Origin of the sequence: Nitrospira lenta (genome assembly GCF_900403705.1) — a bacterium.
GTDB classification, from domain to species: domain Bacteria; phylum Nitrospirota; class Nitrospiria; order Nitrospirales; family Nitrospiraceae; genus Nitrospira_D; species Nitrospira_D lenta.
Map to the genome: position 1 here is coordinate 97,945 of NZ_OUNR01000021.1, position 17,094 is coordinate 115,038.

Consider the following 17,094-nt stretch of genomic DNA (forward strand, 5'->3'; position numbering starts at 1 on the left):
CGCTACTGCAGCGCCTGCTCCAGAATGGGCTTCGCGCCGGTCATGATGGAGGCGCCATCGCCGACCAACACCGAATCGAATTGATACTTCAGCAACCGCCGCAACCCCTCTTTGGCCTTCTCGCGATCCGCATATTTTTCAGCTGGCAACATAGAGAGCGCGCCGGCCGGCTTCCCGATCAAGGCATCGCCGAGGATCAAGACGCCCTGGCGTTGCTGGATAAAGAGGGCGGACTCTCCGGGAGACTTCTGATCTTTGAGTTGGATTGCCCAAATCCCCCCGACCAACAATTCTCCATCTTTAAACGTCTTCGTCGGCTTGAGATCCATCTGCGGAGCGTCCACCTCCGGCACATGCAGCTGACAGTGGAACTCATCCTGATAACGTTTCGCTTCGCGGACATGGTCCCGATTCGTCACGATAATGTAATCGACGGGTCCGTTGCGCAATACCACCGCGCTCGCATCGCCGGTCATCGGCGGAGGGTCCACGAGAATTTTGTGCTCGCCCACCGTCAGGAAGAGCCCATTGAAATCGATCTGCTTGTCCTCAGAGAACCAGGACCATTGCCAAATACCGGGAAGAATGTTTTTCATAGTTGTGGACCGATGGCGCTTTGCCGATCACAGATGATACGAAACGTCACAGTGCGGCCACGGCATCCTTTACGACTTTCGTCACCTTGGTGAGAATGCCTGCGTCATTTGGGAGATCCAGGATATCGTCTTCGGATACCGTGATGAATTTCCTGTTCGGCCCCTTGGTGAGAGAGATTAAAAACATGCTGTTCGACGGAGTGACCGGAATCACAACCTGTACGGCCCCGTCCACACCCTTAATCACATCCAAAAACTTCTGCTTCCCCGCTTCCATCTCATCCATCAATCATCACCCTTTTGTTCATCGGCCCCGTACCGCCATCGAATCCCGGAACAGCCTTACATCTTCGCGGGAGCCGCCAGCAACTTCTCAACCTCTGCGACAATTTCATTCGCTCCGGCAAGATCGATGTCCATGTTGCCCACCCGCTGCCACCGAATGACTCCGGCCTGGTCGATCACGTAGACATTCGGGATAAATTTTCCGCCCCCATAAAGCTTATCGGTGATTTTCCCAGGATCGAGCAAATAGGGATAGGTCACTTTCACGGGAAACACCGACAAGAACTCGCCGACGTCTTTCTTTGAATTGCCCGATGAATTGACCCCCACGACCGCCACATCTTTCCCTTTGGTGAGTTCAGATACTTTCTGCAGGTTTGATCCCTGCATCATGCAGGGGTCGCAGATATGAAACAGCCCGAGAACGATGACTTTCCCCTTATAGCTGTCCAGCGACACCGTCTCGCCGGTAATCGCCGTCAACGTAAACGACGGCGCCTTCTCCCCCACTTTGAAGAATCCGGCCGCCAGCGCCAGATGCGCCGCGAAGACCGGAACTAGTAGTGCGCCGAGCACCCACAGAGATCGCTTCATGACAGCCTCCTTCGTCTTCGATTCGAATCACCGAATGCGCGATAATGGGTATCCTACCATGCAGAATTTTTCTGGAGCAACGGCAGCCCGCAGTTCCGACGTCCCCACGACAGTCCCACGCATGGGGTGGCGGCTCAACTCACCGATGGAATAGGTGACGGATCGACGCCGGAGGCGAGCACCATCGCGAAAGCGTATGCACAGGACTCACTCCGCACGCGAGCCAGTGCAACGACCGGCGCCCGCGACACCAATCCGGCAGCGTCTGAACAATGGGATCATGACTGCGACACAACGCAATCCCGTATCGCCACCGCGCCTTCCAATCATCCTGAAGCGTAAACAGCAACGCGCCGACATCGTGCTGATCGAGTCCCTCTCGCTGCTGCAGAAGTAGGCTTTTCGGCATACGCCGGGCCAAGCATACAACATCGGCATCGACCTCAATCAGGCTCAGGATCTGCGGAGGGATCGGTACGTCCATGACTCGATGCGCCAGCGCCAGGCCGAGCAGCAGCACCCGATAACATTTCCATTCCAGCGCAGTCGTGACCACTCGTTTCCAATTCAACCGCCGGGCACAGATCAGTCCGGCTGCCTCCGTCACCAGGCTGAGTTGCTCCCACGCCTGATGCGCGCCGTGCACACAAAGTACGAGTACCGCTTCCTCAGGAGCCAGCCCCTTGATCGTCCGGCCGTCCAGCGAAACCGACCTGGCCCATCCCCACACCTCCGGCCGATCAATGGGAAAGATCACCCACGCAGGGTTTACCGCCCACAGCAATTCGATCTGACGCGACGTGGTGCCATGAAGGTAGACCGGCGGCCGCTCACGCGCACCGGCATCGGCGGGGGGCTCACTCGCACCTCCTCGCAGAGAATACCCCAGTGACACCACCACGCGATGTGCAGCCTCACGTTGATTCCGGCGCACCAGCATAACCAGATCGGCGGGAGTACAGAGTGTGAAATCCCCATAGATCATAGCGGCCAAGCCGACCCCCCGAAAAGGAAGCGCCGAAACCCCGGCCGCATGAAAGGCGCGTGACAACTGAAGCAGATCAACCGCTCCGGCTCGATTCGCGGCAGCCGCCGCCTCGACCCGTCCACGAAGCGCATCCAAATCCGCCGAAGGAACCAGGTCGGCGCACAGTTCGGTCAGCGTCCTGGCCAGCAGAGATTCGACCCCATGGCTCTTGGCCAATTCCAGCAGTAACGGCCAGTTCAAACCGGATTGTGCGACATCGAGAATTCGTCGACGAAGAGACTCCGGTACCGCCGCCCGGGCGCACCAGATGAGAAATTGAGCCTCACGGAAACGCACCGGATTCACCCAGCCATCAGCCGCAGAAAAAGGTGTCTCCTCATTGGTCGTATGTCGGAGAGACAGTTTCATCGCTAGGCCCTCCTCTCAAGGAACCGAGTCAGCACGTGAACAGAGCTGGCCAACGGCCTGACGTACAGGCTCCGAACCGTCTCAAACTCGCGCGGCGGCGCATCAAGCAGCCCGACCCGCAGAACCTCAGGATCCCCAGGGTGATAGTGCGTGCCGAACAAGCTGTCCCAGATCGACAGCTTCCCCCCGAAATTCTTATTCCAATGGCGCGGATCGACACTGTGATGGATCTGATGGTGGGCCGGGCTCATGAACAGCCGATTGACTACCGAGCCATAGGAAAACCAGATATGCGAATGGCGCAAATGCGTACCCAACAGCCCGAGCACAAACCCGACGATACTCACGCCGAAGATCATCGTGATCTGCTGGTCACGGCCAAGAATGTTCTCATAGAAAACCGCGGAGAACCCGACGACCGGGGCCCGTAGCATCGCGAAACCGATGAGCTCCACCGGATGGACTCGATACGCGGTCGCAGGGGTCAGCACCTCGGCCGAATGATGCACCCGATGAAACACCCACAGCGCCGGCACCTTGTGGAACAACACATGCGTCCAATAGTTAATCAGGTCCTGCAGCAGGAGAAACCCGGCGGCCGCAATGACGATGGCCGTCGGAGAAAGAGAACGCGGGGGCTCCCATCCCAGATGCCCAACCAATACCCACGATATCCCTTTGACTCCCAGCAATCCGATCCCTGTCATGATGGGGACATAGAGAAGAAACGTCAGCACGATGTCGATGGCCGCAAACCGAAAATCCAGCAGAGTCGACCGATGGCGATACAGCCGAGCGGGAAAGGCAAATTCTTGAAAGGATACGCCTGTCAATCGGCCTGCTCTCTTCGCGAAGGCATAGATCCCCCAGGCGAGAGCCACGTTGGAAAGGAGATACGGCCAGGCCAATCCGTATGAGAAATTGATGAAGACCTGAGGAATCTGTCCGACAGCGGCGAGAAAACTCGGCCAGGAGAGGAACGACGCAAAAAGATACTCTCCAACCCGATCGACAAACCAGATGAACGTCTCAATCATGAGGGACACCGACTTCCATCCTTGCGGCAATGGGACCGTTCAACTGCGCATCCTCCCCGCTGCCGTCATCGGTCAACACGAGCTGACGCAAGCGGCATCCGCCGCCTTCTGGCACGACTCCCGGTACTCGCCCCCGCCGCATCGCGCAGTAATTCATGCGCGACCGACACCGGTTCAGAGCACCCTTCCTTCTTCTGTTGTTCCATTCTTCTTCAACTCCTTCCCACCACTAGAGGCCCTCGGAACGCACAACATCCTGAGCGCGAGTGCGTGGGCCGGAAGCGAGGCTTCGCCGAATGAGCCCTCCGGCGCGTTGAAGCGGCCCGACATACAGCTTCCCAACCGTTGCAAAATCGTCCTTCTTTATGTCGACAAGCCCGAAGCGAAGTGGTTCCTGCCGATCCGGCACGCAGAGCGTCCCGAACAACCAGTCCCACAGCGCAAATTTCACGCCGAAATTCTTTCCATGATGTCGCGGATCGAGACTGTGATGCGCCTGATGTACGATCGGAGAGATCACCACGCGGTTCAGCAAGGGGCCATAGGAAATTGGCAGATGCGAATGATGCAAGTGAAATCCGGAGAGTCCATAGACAAACCCCACGAGGCTGATACCGAAAATCGTCGTGACGGCCAAATCCTGCGGCGAGAGATGCTCGTAAAAGACAAAGGCCAACCCGATCACCGGCGCACGCAGTAGCGTCGTTACGAAAAACTCCAATGGATGCGCGCGGTACGCTGAAATCGGCGTCAACACATCAGCCGAATGATGGACCTGGTGAAAGGCCCACAAGAGCGGGACCTTGTGGAGTAACACATGCGCCCAATAACTCATGAAATCAAACAGCAGATAGAAACCCAGCGCGGCGGTGAACAGCAGGGGTACGGACAAGGTCGTAGGAGGCGCCCACCCGAGATAGCCGACCAAGACCGCGCTCCCCATCTTCTCGACGATGACCCCAACACCGATCAACATGGGAAAAAACAGCAACACATTGAGCAATGTGCTCACGAGATAGAATCGGTAGTCCAACATTGCAGAAGGATGACCGTACACACCCCGAGGAAACAGAAAGGCCTTGAAAGATGGCGCAGACGACAGCCCGCTCTGCTTGGACACAGAGTACGCCACCCCGGCGATCGTCAGACTGGCAAGCAGATAGGGCCAGGCCAGGCCGTTCGTGAGCTTGGTGAACGTTCCGAGAATTTGTCCAATTGCCGCCGTGAAGCGGTCCCAGGAAGAGACGGCAGATAAGGAATATTCCGCCACGCGCTCTAGAAACCATCGTACGGCGTCAATCACCATCACCCTCTAGATGTTCTGACCCCACTGAACAATTCCATTACTCGTCCACCACCCAGTGCTACCTGTGGGCTGGCCGGCATCAGCCAGCCAGCCCACAGACACGGCTACAGCCACATTAGATGGCTGGGCCTTCGCTGCCGGCCTTCGGCGTCGGGTTCTTCACGCCGGACGCGCCACCCGTCACATCGCGCAACAATTCGTGCGCGATCAATACGGGCTCTGCGTATGACTCCTTCTTCTGTTGTTCCATGCTTCTTCACCTCCTTTCTATTGTTAAAAGTCCCTCGTGTCCTTACGGCAACACGAGAGCGTATCCGCATCGCTTTTGTCATCCCCGGCCGGACTCCTCGATCGGCCTCAACGCTCACACCTCGTCCGGTCAAGATGGGTTGGCCGGCTTATTTCAACCGGCCAACCCATCCACACTGCGCGCTTCCTCCCTATGCCGTCATAGGTCAAGACTATAGGACGCAATTGAGAGCCGACGTGCTCTGGCACTGCCCGCCGGACACGCCGGACGCGCCACCCGTCACATCGCGCAACAATTCGTGCGCAATCAATACGGGCTCTTCGTATGACTCCTTCTTCTGTTGTTCCATGCTTCTTCACCTCCTTTCTATTGTTAAAAGTCCCTCGTGGTTCAGATGAGTCACGAGGGCGAACAGATCATCGGCAATCCGCTCCGACGGAGCGTCAAACCGCCCACACAAGATGGTGTGGATGGCCTGGAGCGACTGCGTTCCCGTGCAAGCGTCCCACATCGCCGTTCCCACTCGATTCAAGGTGTAGTAGCGCCCGGTCCCCAAGTGGAGTAACACCGTCTCGCCATCCAGCGTTGTTCCCTGGACATCCGGATTGGGGCGCGGCACCGCCGACAGGAGGTCCTGCCGAGTATCCTGCCTCCCCCGTTCAATCTGCTGCTGTTCTGCTTCAGACAATACGGCACGAGCCGCTTCGGCCAGTTGCGCGGTCGTCGAGGAACCCGCCGGTGACGTATGTCCGGGATCGGACTCCACGGTCATATCCGGCCTCAAATCGGCGGTGATAAACGGCTGTCTTCCCATGATGACGCTCCCTTCGTTGTGACTCGACCTTTCCACACGCATTACGCTCGTCCGGCACAAAGCAAATCGGCCAAGGCATCGCCGATTCGCTGCCCCGTATAGTTCTCGAAAAAGGGAAACGCCGGGCTGGTATTGACTTCAAAACAGTAGTAGGCCCCCTCCGGTGTCCGCCGAAGATCGATCCCACTCAAGCTCAATCCCAGTCCCTTGGCAAGATTGCGGCAGCGGGTCTGAACGCTTTCCTCCAATTCGACCGCCCGCATCGTGCGTTGCTTGTCTTCGCGCTCGGCATACCGATAATCCGCCCCGTCCGACAACACTTCCGTCGCGAACAGGCGATCCCCCACCGTGTGGACACGCACATCAGCACCGGTAATGGTCTCTTGTAATTGCACCGGGCAGCTCCGGATCTGTTCCAAGCGAGGAAAATCAGCCGGCGTGAGCGGCCTCACGATCGATCGCTCCGCGCTGATGGATTTGTAGATGACGCGCCCCTGACAGGCGTCGTAGAAACGGCGCGCTTCCTCCGGCACCATCGTGATCAGCGTCTTCGGAACCCGAAAGCCATACGGTTCAATCAACTGCTGCTGATAGGGCTTGGACATGTTCGTATGCGATGCCTGGCGCCGGTTCACAACCAGGACCGGAAGGCTTTCGGCGAACTCCCACAACGCCGTCGACACCATGCGCTCATGCGGCGTTGAGGCTGACCGGGCGCCGACTCCACGGAGATACACCGCCTCGATGCTTGCGGTATCGACGACCCGCTGGCCGAAACGAATGCGCCCCGCGGCGCTCCCGTCTTCCGTCGACCAGGATACGTCCCAATCCTGTCCTTCCGATTCCGGATGGACCAGCATGAGATCAGCGTTCCGGACTGCGAGTCGGGCGCAAACGTTCGCGAGTACTGGATCGGCCATCGGCCCCATGAGAAGAATCATGCTGCGAAAGACTCCTCCGTTCGGAAAGATGTTCGAACAGATGCGCCACAATCTGCTGCTGGGCATCCTGCGGACAGCGCCAGAAATTCGGCGCGCTGCTGACATCGAGGCAATAGCTGTCTCCATCGGGGGTGATCACGATCTGACACTCGGCGAAGACCAACCCCAACGCGCGCACGAGACGAAGGCACTGCGTGGCGTGAGCCGACAGCACCTCCATCGGCTTAGACACCGCCTCACCGGGACGAAGCACCGTAGCGGCCACGTGCTCTCCCACCACGTAGACTGTTGCCTGCTGTCCGAGCGGAACCATTTGGAGTGATACGGCCTGCTGTTCCATCACCTGCCTGATCTGCTCAACCCCATCGTGCGATTGCAGGAACTGACCCGGCTCCGTTGACCCGAGGGGCTTGAGATAGGCCGACTCGCCCCATGCCTTGAATTGTTGCAGGGCATCGGCCTGACTTGACGTACAGCGGGAGGCCGGAAAGAGCACCCCATGATCCTGAGCGATCTTCGCCAGCAGCGGGCTTCCCGAAAGAAGCGTGGGTCTGCCGCCCGGAACCGGTCGGTTGATCACGGAGCAGGGCATGCCATTCAAGAAGGCCAACCAGGCAGCGGTGGCCTCCTTCGTCACGTATCCGGCATCTAAATCCGATAGCCCCTCAAGATCCAAACGGAGAGGAAACGGGAGCCGGGCAAAGATCCCAGTCAGGTCATCGAGAGGCATCGTTCGGCCGTCGAGGTCCAGCGATCCGGGAACAACCGACTCCCCGGCTGCGACCGGCCAATTGAGGAGCACCTGATCCAACAGCCGCAAGGGCTCAACCCAGCAGACCTCACCACCCGTCCGTTGGGCTTCCCGATGGACAAGCGTGGCCCAAGGATCGGTTGAATCGGCAAGAATGAGAATCATCCCAGATAACTCCTCTCCGGCGCGTACAGCTGCAGAATGCCTGCTTGGGAAGCAGTGCGGTGCGCCACGCCTGTGAGAAGAGTACCCGCGGCCTCAGGTTCTGCCTAGATCACTAAAAGCGGGGGGGGCCTCCATACGTAAGTATGTAGGTAGCGCTACGTGCCCAGGAAGGCTTGCCCGGAAAGGCAAACAGCAGCTCGCGGGATTCAACCTGCACAGCGTATTGTAAATGAACATACTGGCCGGTCAGCCGGTCACCAGGCGCGACAGGGCAAGCTCGACGGTTCAGTTGTGGCAGGAGAACGGAGCGATCGGAGTGAAGAGGCTACTGATAGTGCTGCGCTTGCGTGAGGAATAACGAGGCATAGAGACCTTGGCGGCCCATGAGATCGTCATGAGTGCCCTGTTCCACGATCTGACCTCGATCTATCACGAAAATCCGGTCGGCCATTTTGACGGTGGACAACCGATGGCTGATTAAGATGGCCGTCCGTCCTTGCGCGAGTTCGTGGAACCGTTCGAACAGTTCCGCTTCCGCCTTCGCGTCCATGGCACTGGTCGGTTCGTCGAGAATCAGGACTTGAGAATTGCGGAGAATCGCTCTCGCCAGCGCCACCTTCTGCCACTCCCCGATGCTCAACTCATGCCCCCCGTCGAACAACTTACCCAGCAAGGACTCATAGCCCTTGGGCAAACGCTCGATGGCCTCATGGACCCCGGCTTGCTTGGCCGCCTGCGCCACCACCGGAAGCGCAACCTCCGACGCGTTCACTCCCAACGCAATGTTGTCCTTGGCGGAAAACTGAAACTTCACAAAATCCTGAAAAATCCCGCTGACCGCCCCGCGGACATCGCCGATGGCATAGTCGCGAAGATCCGTCCCGTCGATCGTAATCCGGCCGCTCGTGGGATCGTAAAGACGGCACAACAATTTCACCAACGTGGTCTTCCCAGCGCCGTTGGCTCCGACGAAGGCCACATGCTCACCGGGTTTGATCGTAAACGTGAAGTCGCGGACCGCCACCCGTTCTTCATGGGGATATTGAAACGAGACCTGCTCGAACGTAATCCCCTGCCCGAGTGAGGCAGGAAACGGCCGGGGCCGGACCGCTTGAGGCAATTTCGAACGAATCGCCAGGAATTCATTCAGCGTCGTCAGAAAGAGATTGCTCTCATACAAATTCGACACACTCCAGCCCAACCCTTCAAGGAACCCCGAGGCTCGCTGAATAGCCTGAAAGAACATGACCAGGTCGCCCACGGTCAGGAGCCCATGAAATGTCCGCACCGCGACGAAACTGTAGACCCCGAAAACTCCTATCACCCCCACAATCTGCGCCGCCAACCCAGCAAGCGCCCATCGCCGCTCTAGAGCGATCCGCTCTTGCCGCAGCACCGTTCGCGCCTCGCGGAACCATTTCTGCAACCGGGGGCCGAGATCGAACAGACGCACCTCTTTGGCCGCGGTGGCCTGCGTCAGCAGCATATTCACGTACCAGGCCTTCCGCTCCAACGGCGTCCGCTCACGCTCCCATGCAAACAGCCGGTTGGCCTGCTGCAGGCGGACAAAGAAATACGGAATCGCCGTCAGGGCCAGGACCGGAATAACCGCCCAATGCAACCACCACAGAATACCCGCCATCGCCAACAGCGAGATGCCATCCTGAAAACATTGCAAGAGCGCGTTGAGAATCGCGGTGGGACGATACGGCGCTTCCTGCTGCGCCCGATGCAGCGTATCTTGGTAGCGCGCATTCTCGTAATACTCGAGGTCCACCTCAACCGACTTGGCTTGCAGTAGCGCATGCATATGATCGGTGACGACTTGGGCGTGAATCCGGGAAATCAGAGAGGCGCCCACAGTGAGCATGGCACTGATCACAGCGGCCCCCGCCAGGCCCGCGAGAATCGTTGCGATGGGGGTCAACGAGGCCTCTTGCGAGGGAACCTTGAGCCCCTCCGTCACCGCATCGATCAACAGTTTCGTCAGATACAGCACGGCCAAGGGAAGCAGCCCCTGGACCACCCGTACGGCAATACTGCCGACCGCAAGGCTCGGGCTGCTCTGCCAGACAAACGCCAGGGCATACCGAAGCGTCTGAAGGAAAGGACGTATGCGGAGCAGCAGACTATTCATGGAGATCAGTGGCGCAGGTTCCCATGTCAGATGGCCGCCGTCGTCCCATTCCGGGGGCGCATCGGCGAGACCAGATCAGCGTTGACCGGCTGATCGGGAGGGAACGAATAGGTGACGGTAAAACGCTGCCAATGCTGGCCGGGCTCGTGAAACGGCTGACGATCCAGCATCAACCAAGCATGGCCGTCAAGGCCGGCCCCGTCCTTTCGCACCCCGCAGTGAAATGACACCGGGTAACCCGATCGCGTAGCGAACCAATACAAGGCCAACGACCGGGGAAAGCAATTCCCTTTCGCATTGTAGGGAAAGAGTCGGAGCCAGCAATCCACATAGTAAACCAGGTCTTCGAACCTCGCCGGATCAGGCCTCCCGGACAGAGCGCCTGGGTTCAGCCGCTTCAGCACCGCCGGCAGACTCTCCCCACGCAGCCGAAGACGAATCCAGGACACCACCGCAGCCACCTGCAGTACCATCCGATATTTTCTCACGACTCGTTTCATCATGGGCTCAGTGTAACAAGTCGTCTGGACAATTCCTGCATCCGCCCCCTGGGTCACTCGCCCATTCTCCCCACATACACGCCAGTGGCCAAGACCACGAGTGGGGGTGCGCCGGATGTTCTGGGCCTGGCCGCCAAGTTTCGGCGCGCGCGGAGATGGGGTGGCTTGGAAGGAATGGGCTGGATGAGCCCCTCAGCCTCCGTGCTCCACCCATCGATTGAGTGCACCCCGGATTGAAGATGGCACCAGATTCCTCACCGCTTGCTGGCACGGCCGAACGAGGTGCGATAATCTTGCGAGCCCCCTACCCTGGGAAAACCAGCTTGGCGGATTCGCCACAACTGAGGCGCCGTCCCGACACAACACCAGACCAAATCGCCATCGTTCCCACCAGGTGTCTTTCAACATGAAGTAGAAAGCCGCCGCCTGCTCCTCACTGATGCCGTTTCGAGGACTCGCCAAGAGACTAGCCGGCATACGCTCGGAGAACATCCGGATGTCGGCGTCGGCCGAATAGCGAGCACGGACGGCTTCAGGAATCGGCGCATCCAACACCCGCTGGGCCAGCGCCAGGCCAATGTACACCAGCCGTTGACACCGCCAGGCCTCCGCATGGGAAAAGATCCGCTCCCAATCAAGACCCGGATGTGAGCGGAGCACTTCAGCAACATCGCAGACCCACTTGAGCAGCTCCCAGGCATGCTTCGACCCATGCACGCAAAGAAGGATCAGCAGTTCCTCCGGCGCCAACGCGTGAACCGTCGAATTCCCCAGCATCACAGGCGACCGATGTGCCCAGAACTCCGGACGATCCATGTGAAAGGCAAAGTGTTGATGCGCCATGATCCACTGAAGATCGACTCGAAACAGGCTGCGCTTCTTGACAAACACATGATAGGGCCCTTCTTCGTGCTCGGCTTCCGCAGGGTCGGTCGAAGGGTCTTTCCGCTCATATCCCTGAGCGTACAACACCGCTTGCGCGGCCCCGATCGCAGATTCTGGAATCAGGAGATCGAGATCGCTGAAATCGCGAAGCGCCAGATCTCCATAGGCGGATAGCGCCAAGGTCGCGCCTTTGATCGGCACAACCGGGACATGATCCGCGGCAAACGCGTCACACAAGCGCCCAAGTTCCTGCGCAAGCGAGCGATTCAGCAAGGCACAGGCTTGCGTTTTCTGGCGCAGCTTCGTCAATATCTCGGCCGGCACAAGAGCAGGGCAGCTCGTCGATAGACTCCGGTAGAGTAATGGAAGCACCCCGTGATACGCGGCAAGGTCCAGTATCAGCCCCCAATCCAGAGGCTCCTGGACGCGCGCGCAGATCTGCGCGCGCAGCTCCTCAGTGACGCACGTGCGGGCGCACCAAATCAGCAGTTCCGCTTCTGGCGACCATGGAAACTGCCGCGCAGCCGTCATCGTCATCGTCCCTTTTCCAGCAACGGAGTGATCAGTTTCGGCAAATCCAGAATATCGCGACCGAAATGCAAGCGGTAGCAGTCGACTTGCTGTACGAGTTTCGCCAACACCTTAAATTCACGTCTGGCGACCTCCTGATCGTAGACCAGCAAGGCTTGCGGTAAGAGCGCTTCCAAGGCCCGGCTCTTGGGAAGCAACTCAAGGTGGCTCTGAGGCGCATCCACGACATGAGGGAAGAGCACCATAGCCGGAGAGCAGCGCTCCCCGACCGCCGTCGGATAGAGATCTTCGGCATAAAAAAATCGCTTGGGCACTCCCGGATGGAGCACCTGCTCAGACGCCGACCGCAGCTCCGGAAAGAACTGCACCGTGGCATCCGTGACATTGATCTTAATCGGGAACGGCAACACCTCCACATGCGCCCCGGAGTCCTGCAGAAGCGGATGATCGTCCGACAGATAGCGATAGCCGGACCGGAGCAAGGAGATAAACGACGTCGTCTTGCCGCGTCCGCTGTTGCCGGGAATCAAGATCGCACGCCCGTTGTGTTCCAAGGCCGTCGCATGGATCGTATAGAGCCCGCCTCGCCGCAGCAATTCAATCAGCGCCAGGTGAAACAAATATTCAATGAGATTGGAGGGCAGGCGGTCGGGATTGATCAAATACCCGTCGGCCCGACTCTGCGCGCCGTCGATCACCAACACCCCGATCCCATCAAACTCCGCGATCAAGATCCCCTGATCCAGCAGCACGCGATAGGGTAATCCGGTGGCCCGCCGATCCCCGACAGCTTCACCCGTACCGGACGCCAGTTGCCGAACCGATGCGGATATTGTGAGCGGGACCGATTCCCGATCCTTCACCTGATGAAACCGCAGGGCCAGAGCCGGGCCGGATTCGAGTCCATCATCACGGCGGAAATGCCGCAGCAGCTCGTTCACCGGGTCAGCCAGAACCGGCACATCCGCCTCGTACCTGACCGCCGTGCCGTACAGCGAATAGCAATACTCAGTCATACTCGTTTCTACCATGTCCTTGAGATTCAACCGACATATTTTCTTCTACCGTCCGTCCGCAAGAGTGAGCCGAGCTGGCCCGCTCATTCAGCGAGCCAGCCCCTCGGGTTAGTCGTTATTCCACCACCGGCGATCCTTCCGGTCTTCGCAATTGTAGCCGGATTGACCCGCCGTAATGTCACGCAGCATTTCGTGCTTCACCACCATCGGCTGAACGTATGACTCTTTCTTTTGTTCCATGGTTCCGTTACCTCCTCAATGTTGAATACCGACGAAATTCTCAGATACTTGCTGCTTATTGAGACCATCTGCTGAACGTACAGCGCTTACGTTTGCCCCATCTGTTCGTTACCTCCTTTCCTGTTGCAGTAGCCCTTCCTGGATCAATTCATTGATCAGATCGATAAGGTCATCAAGAGCACGTGACGGCACGACATCAAACCGATCGCAGATCGCCGCATGAATATCGGCAATCGTGTTCTGTCCGGTGCAATGCTCCCAGATCACGCTCCCTAATCGGTTCAACGTGTAGTACCGTCCGCTGCTGAGGTTCAAAAGAACGGTTTCTCCGTCCATCGTCGTACCTTGCACATCAGGACTCGACCGCAAACCGATGCGATCGAGCTCCCTCCGGTCGATCGAAGTCCCTGTCGTACCGGGCACTGTCATCGTAGATACACAGTCGGCCATGGGTTCTCCTCCTCGGTCAGTCATGTCCGTATGCCCCTCTCTTGCCAGCCGCTTACCCGGCGTCTCATTTCTGCGCCGGTCTCCGCCTGGCCCGCCCAGACCGCATCGGCGTCTTCAAGAAAGGTAGCCTGACACTGGGTTCCTGCCTATACCGCCAAAGGCCGGTCACGGCACCCTTCCTTCGTAGGGGCCAGGAACAAGACCGCGTGCATCGAGAGCAGCGATTTCTAGTTTTAAGGGTCATGCGAATAAGCGAGAAGGCCCAGTCTCGCGCACCCGAAAACTCTGGGATTAGACATAAATCGGAAGAGAAAGAAGCCACGAGACATGAACCAGAGGGGAGCGCCGAGACGCGCACATACCCGGAATAGCAACGAGAGCGAGGCTGAAAAAGAAAGGCTGGTCGATCCTCACGAATCGGCCAGCCTTTCAGACCGCGACTACTTATCGCAGTCCCTGCACACGTTGCCAGACTGCCCCGCCGTAATGTCGCGCAGCAACTCGTGCTTCACAACCACCGGCTGAACATACTGCTCTTTCTTTTGTTCCATTTGTTCTTCACCTCCTTTCTTGTTCAAGTAACCCTTCCTTAATCAACTCATTGGCTAACGCCAGAAGATCGTCGAGTGCTCGTTCCGGCGCAACGTCAAATCGGTCACAAAGCACTGCGTGGACCTCACGAATAGTCTGAGTTCCCGTACAGTGCTCCCAGATGACGCTACCCAATCGGTTCAATGTGTAGTACCGCCCGGTCCTCAGATCCAGCAATACCGTCTCCCCGTCCATCGTTGTGCCCTGCACATCGGGACAGGCTCGCAAGACAGTCCCGTCCAAAGCTGTCGGATCAAGCACTGGTACTGATTCAGAAGATGACGATGGGATTGCAGGCTCAGACATAGGCCATTCCTGTATCGATTCCAAACGAGTCTGGCAGACGAATCCTGTACCCGCCGTCCTTGGGCAGAAACGCTACATACTCAGCATGGATAAGAACAAGATTTCTCAGCTTAAACTGACCGAGGCTCCACATGAATACGCATCTGGCAAAGACAGCTAGCGGACGAGACTGACACCTGAAGACCATAGACAGAATGCCTCCTCACCAGCGTGGAGATGACGATACCATCACTTAGGAAATAATCAGTCTGAGAAGACCAGAGAGTATCCTAAGTTGAGTCCATCACATCACCCCCTCTAAAGAGGGATTGGACAGCCCCACACACTGGTCGCTTTTGCATGAATAGATCAGGCGAATTCGTGAGGGGCTGCCGAGAATCGGCACGCTCACGACGATTCAAATTGAAGCAGGAAGTGGATTTCGGGAGAGAACAACGAGGAGAATCTTACGGGAGAGGCAGCTGCACGCGCAGGAAATGTAATCTGTTTATAAAGACGACGCGGTGTCGCTCTGATTCAGCATCTCTTCCAATTGCGCTTTGGCGTTGCTTTCGAACCGGACAAACTCCACGCCAAACCGATGGTCTCGTTGCCAGCGAACCGTTGCAATCGCAATGTCGATAGGGTTCCGTGCGCCGGACAAATGAATGTGCACACGAAAATGAGCGCCGATTGCAGCGGAGAGATCCGATTCGATCTCTCCACCGGTAATGGTGAGATTCGTCATCGTCCCGGTTCCGTCGCCCCCCTCGCCGCTCAGCGTGACGGGATAGTCCACTTCAATCCTTGGTCGGCCGCGTTCATGCATAACGAACCACTCTCCTGTGAGGCGCGGGTGACACAGTGACCGACTACATCACCTTCTTCACATCGGCCGATGGTCCAAATAACCCAAGCTGCATTTCTTCGGCACGCGTAAAGGCAATCGGGTATTTTTCAGTGAAGCAGGCATTGCAATATTGAGCCGGGACGCCCGGCGCCGATTGCAGCATGCCGTCTAGACTCAAATAGGCCAGCGAATCCGCGGTAATGTATTTGCGGATTTCCTCGGTGGAATGATTCGACGCAATCAGCTCTTTTTTCGTCGGCGTATCGATGCCATAGAAACACGGCGAGACGATCGGCGGGGAACTGATTCGCATATGGACTTCTTTGGCGCCGGCGTTCCGCAGCATCTTCACGATCTTCCGGCTCGTCGTCCCGCGGACGAGCGAATCGTCGACCACTACGACCCGTTTGCCCGTCAGCACTTCAGGCACCGCGTTCAGCTTGACCTTCACGCCGAAGTGACGGATGGACTGTTCCGGCTCGATGAAGGTGCGACCGACATAGTGATTGCGAATCAACCCCGTCTCGAAAGGAATCCCCCCGCCCTCGCTATAACCCAGAGCCGCAGGCACACCGGAGTCCGGCACGGGAATCACGATATCCGCATCCACCCAGGATTCTTTGGCCAATCGACGGCCCAACGCCTTCCGCGTCGAATAGACCGCGTTCGCACCATAGATTCGGCTATCCGGTCTGGCAAAGTAGACATACTCAAATACACACATGGCCGGATCGACTTTGGGGAACGGCCGGTGGCTGTCGATCCCCTGATCGCTCAAAACCACCAATTCACCCGGCTCGATTTCGCGAATGTACTCGGCATCCAGCAGGTCGAACGCGCAGGTTTCCGATGCCACGACCCAACTTCCGCGCACACGCCCCAAGCACAGCGGCCGCAGGCCATGCGGATCGCGCACCGCGATCAACCCGTTATCCGTCATCAAGACCAGCGAGAACGCGCCCCGCACCTGATTCAAGGCATCCATCACACGCGCTAGAAACGTGCTGGCGCGTGAATGGGCGATCAGATGGATGATGACTTCGGTATCGGACGTGGATTGAAAGATCGCGCCGTAGGCTTCAAGCTCGTTGCGCAAAACCTGAGCGTTGATCAGATTGCCGTTGTGCGCCAGCGCCAGATTGCCGAAGGCGAAGTTGACATTGAAAGGCTGGACATTTTTCAGATCGTTCCCGCCTGCCGTGGAGTACCGATTGTGGCCGATGGCCATCCGTCCCGGCAATTTCTCCAGCGTCGTCTTATTATAGATATCCGCAACCAGCCCCATCCCCTTCTGGATATAAAACTGATCGCCGTCGCCGGACACGATACCCGACGCTTCCTGCCCGCGATGCTGCAGCGCATAGAGTCCCAGGTAGGTCAGATTCGCGGCCTCTTCGTGGCCGTAAATGCCGAACACAGCGCATTCGTCATGAAACTTGTCCGGCGAAATGATGGGAAGTTCTTTGTGCATAAT

At 57.9% G+C, this 17,094-nt stretch carries 21 protein-coding genes; all 21 read right to left on the minus strand.

The annotated features are described in order from the left end of the window. Positions 1 to 2 precede the first annotated feature (2 nt). The gene (locus NITLEN_RS16925) at positions 3 to 596 is read right to left on the minus strand and encodes an MBL fold metallo-hydrolase (RefSeq protein WP_121990820.1); all 594 of its coding nucleotides are present in this window, start codon (positions 594 to 596) and stop codon (positions 3 to 5) included. Positions 597 to 642: 46 nt separating this feature from the next. After that, on the minus strand, positions 643 to 882 hold the full coding sequence (locus NITLEN_RS16930) for a hypothetical protein (RefSeq protein ID WP_121990821.1): 240 nt from the start codon (positions 880 to 882) through the stop codon (positions 643 to 645). Positions 883 to 938: 56 nt separating this feature from the next. Beyond that, a complete protein-coding gene (locus NITLEN_RS16935) occupies positions 939 to 1,475 on the minus strand; it encodes a peroxiredoxin family protein (protein ID WP_121990822.1) in 537 nt (178 codons plus the stop codon). 139 nt (positions 1,476 to 1,614) lie between these two features. Continuing rightward, positions 1,615 to 2,871: a nucleotidyltransferase family protein gene (locus NITLEN_RS16940; protein ID WP_121990823.1), complete on the minus strand. Its 1,257-nt coding sequence runs from the start codon at positions 2,869 to 2,871 to the stop codon at positions 1,615 to 1,617. 2 nt (positions 2,872 to 2,873) lie between these two features. Then, a complete protein-coding gene (locus tag NITLEN_RS16945; protein WP_121990824.1) occupies positions 2,874 to 3,908 on the minus strand; it encodes a sterol desaturase family protein in 1,035 nt (344 codons plus the stop codon). Next, positions 3,901 to 4,065 (minus strand): hypothetical protein, encoded by a 165-nt coding sequence (locus NITLEN_RS18250; protein WP_181416948.1) that lies wholly within the window; start codon positions 4,063 to 4,065, stop codon positions 3,901 to 3,903. The genes NITLEN_RS16945 and NITLEN_RS18250 overlap by 8 nt, the downstream gene beginning before the upstream one ends. A 72-nt stretch (positions 4,066 to 4,137) precedes the next feature. Beyond that, positions 4,138 to 5,214 (minus strand): sterol desaturase family protein, encoded by a 1,077-nt coding sequence (locus tag NITLEN_RS16950; protein ID WP_121990825.1) that lies wholly within the window; start codon positions 5,212 to 5,214, stop codon positions 4,138 to 4,140. Positions 5,215 to 5,329: 115 nt separating this feature from the next. After that, positions 5,330 to 5,464 (minus strand): hypothetical protein, encoded by a 135-nt coding sequence (locus tag NITLEN_RS18600; RefSeq protein ID WP_281267844.1) that lies wholly within the window; start codon positions 5,462 to 5,464, stop codon positions 5,330 to 5,332. Between the two features lie 211 nt (positions 5,465 to 5,675). Beyond that, entirely contained in the window at positions 5,676 to 5,813 is a 138-nt protein-coding gene (locus tag NITLEN_RS18255; protein WP_181416949.1) for a hypothetical protein, read from the minus strand. Positions 5,814 to 5,819: 6 nt separating this feature from the next. Next, complete coding sequence (locus NITLEN_RS16955) at positions 5,820 to 6,278, minus strand: PqqD family protein (protein WP_181416951.1); 459 nt, start codon at positions 6,276 to 6,278, stop codon at positions 5,820 to 5,822. A 41-nt stretch (positions 6,279 to 6,319) separates the two neighbouring features. Continuing rightward, complete coding sequence (locus tag NITLEN_RS16960; protein ID WP_181416952.1) at positions 6,320 to 7,219, minus strand: ATP-grasp domain-containing protein; 900 nt, start codon at positions 7,217 to 7,219, stop codon at positions 6,320 to 6,322. Continuing rightward, a complete protein-coding gene (locus tag NITLEN_RS18260) occupies positions 7,143 to 8,135 on the minus strand; it encodes an ATP-grasp domain-containing protein (protein WP_181416954.1) in 993 nt (330 codons plus the stop codon). The genes NITLEN_RS16960 and NITLEN_RS18260 overlap by 77 nt, the downstream gene beginning before the upstream one ends. 325 nt (positions 8,136 to 8,460) lie before the next feature. Beyond that, complete coding sequence (locus NITLEN_RS16965; RefSeq protein WP_121990828.1) at positions 8,461 to 10,272, minus strand: ABC transporter ATP-binding protein; 1,812 nt, start codon at positions 10,270 to 10,272, stop codon at positions 8,461 to 8,463. 26 nt (positions 10,273 to 10,298) lie between these two features. Continuing rightward, positions 10,299 to 10,775, minus strand: coding sequence for a lasso peptide biosynthesis B2 protein (locus NITLEN_RS16970; RefSeq protein ID WP_121990829.1), 477 nt, complete (start codon positions 10,773 to 10,775; stop codon positions 10,299 to 10,301). A 189-nt stretch (positions 10,776 to 10,964) separates the two neighbouring features. Further along, a complete protein-coding gene (locus NITLEN_RS16975; protein WP_121990830.1) occupies positions 10,965 to 12,194 on the minus strand; it encodes a nucleotidyltransferase domain-containing protein in 1,230 nt (409 codons plus the stop codon). Then, positions 12,191 to 13,204: a hypothetical protein gene (locus NITLEN_RS16980; protein ID WP_121990831.1), complete on the minus strand. Its 1,014-nt coding sequence runs from the start codon at positions 13,202 to 13,204 to the stop codon at positions 12,191 to 12,193. The genes NITLEN_RS16975 and NITLEN_RS16980 overlap by 4 nt, the downstream gene beginning before the upstream one ends. Positions 13,205 to 13,312: 108 nt before the next feature. Beyond that, positions 13,313 to 13,444 carry a hypothetical protein gene (locus NITLEN_RS18605; RefSeq protein WP_281267845.1) on the minus strand — a complete coding sequence of 44 codons (132 nt, stop codon included), beginning with the start codon at positions 13,442 to 13,444 and terminating at the stop codon, positions 13,313 to 13,315. Between the two features lie 108 nt (positions 13,445 to 13,552). Beyond that, a complete protein-coding gene (locus NITLEN_RS16985; protein ID WP_181416956.1) occupies positions 13,553 to 13,894 on the minus strand; it encodes a PqqD family protein in 342 nt (113 codons plus the stop codon). A gap of 558 nt (positions 13,895 to 14,452) precedes the next feature. Further along, positions 14,453 to 14,791 carry a PqqD family protein gene (locus tag NITLEN_RS16990; protein WP_121990833.1) on the minus strand — a complete coding sequence of 113 codons (339 nt, stop codon included), beginning with the start codon at positions 14,789 to 14,791 and terminating at the stop codon, positions 14,453 to 14,455. Positions 14,792 to 15,278: 487 nt separating this feature from the next. Then, positions 15,279 to 15,599, minus strand: coding sequence for a PilZ domain-containing protein (locus NITLEN_RS17000; RefSeq protein WP_121990835.1), 321 nt, complete (start codon positions 15,597 to 15,599; stop codon positions 15,279 to 15,281). A gap of 43 nt (positions 15,600 to 15,642) precedes the next feature. Further along, a complete protein-coding gene (gene purF, locus NITLEN_RS17005) occupies positions 15,643 to 17,091 on the minus strand; it encodes an amidophosphoribosyltransferase (protein WP_121990867.1) in 1,449 nt (482 codons plus the stop codon). Between the last annotated feature and the right edge of the window lie 3 nt (positions 17,092 to 17,094).